Origin of the sequence: Fervidicella metallireducens AeB, from assembly GCF_000601455.1 — a bacterium.
GTDB classification, from domain to species: domain Bacteria; phylum Bacillota; class Clostridia; order Clostridiales; family Caloramatoraceae; genus Fervidicella; species Fervidicella metallireducens.
This window is the reverse complement of sequence record NZ_AZQP01000159.1, coordinates 1-606: the sequence shown is the minus strand read 5'-3', so window position 1 is coordinate 606 and position 606 is coordinate 1. Positions and strand designations below refer to the sequence as shown.

Here is a 606-nt window from a genome sequence, read left to right as displayed (position 1 = left end):
CATAATATACTTGATGCAACATCAGCTGAAAATGTTGTTTATGCATTTACCTACGATTCCTTCGGAAATCCACTTACATCAAAAATAAAGGATGCCGCAGGAACAACAGTCATAAATTCAAATGCAACCTATACAACAGACGGTAACTATATTAAAGAGGTTGAGGACTCAGAGGGAAACAAAGTATCCTACAGCTACAACAGTACTAAGGGAACTCTAGACAAGTTAACCGATGCCAATGGAAGCGAGACAAACTACGTCTACGACGACCTTGACAGATTAACCCAGGTTTCTAAAAAGGAAAGCAGCGCACAGGATGCAAAAACCATAACCAACAGCTATGGTTACGAAGATGACAAAATAAAGACAATTACCCATAATGGCTTTAGCTATTCCTTCGGATATGACAGCTTTGGAAATAACACAACAGTTTCAGTAGGAACTCAAAAGCTAATTGAAAATACCTATAATCTTGTTTCAGGAAAACTCCTTTACTCAACCTATGGTAATGGTCATAAAGTAAGCTATGATTACGATGACCTTGACAGGGTTACAGCAGAGAAATACAATGATGTTGTCAAATTCAAATACGAATATGACGGCAGC

The 606-nt window shown here is 38.0% G+C and carries 1 protein-coding gene; it reads left to right on the top strand.

Annotation, left to right across the window (positions count from 1 at the left end; all coding sequences use genetic code 11):
- Positions 1-606: hypothetical protein (locus Q428_RS15580; protein WP_035382142.1), on the top strand; the 606-nt coding region annotated here is incomplete at both ends.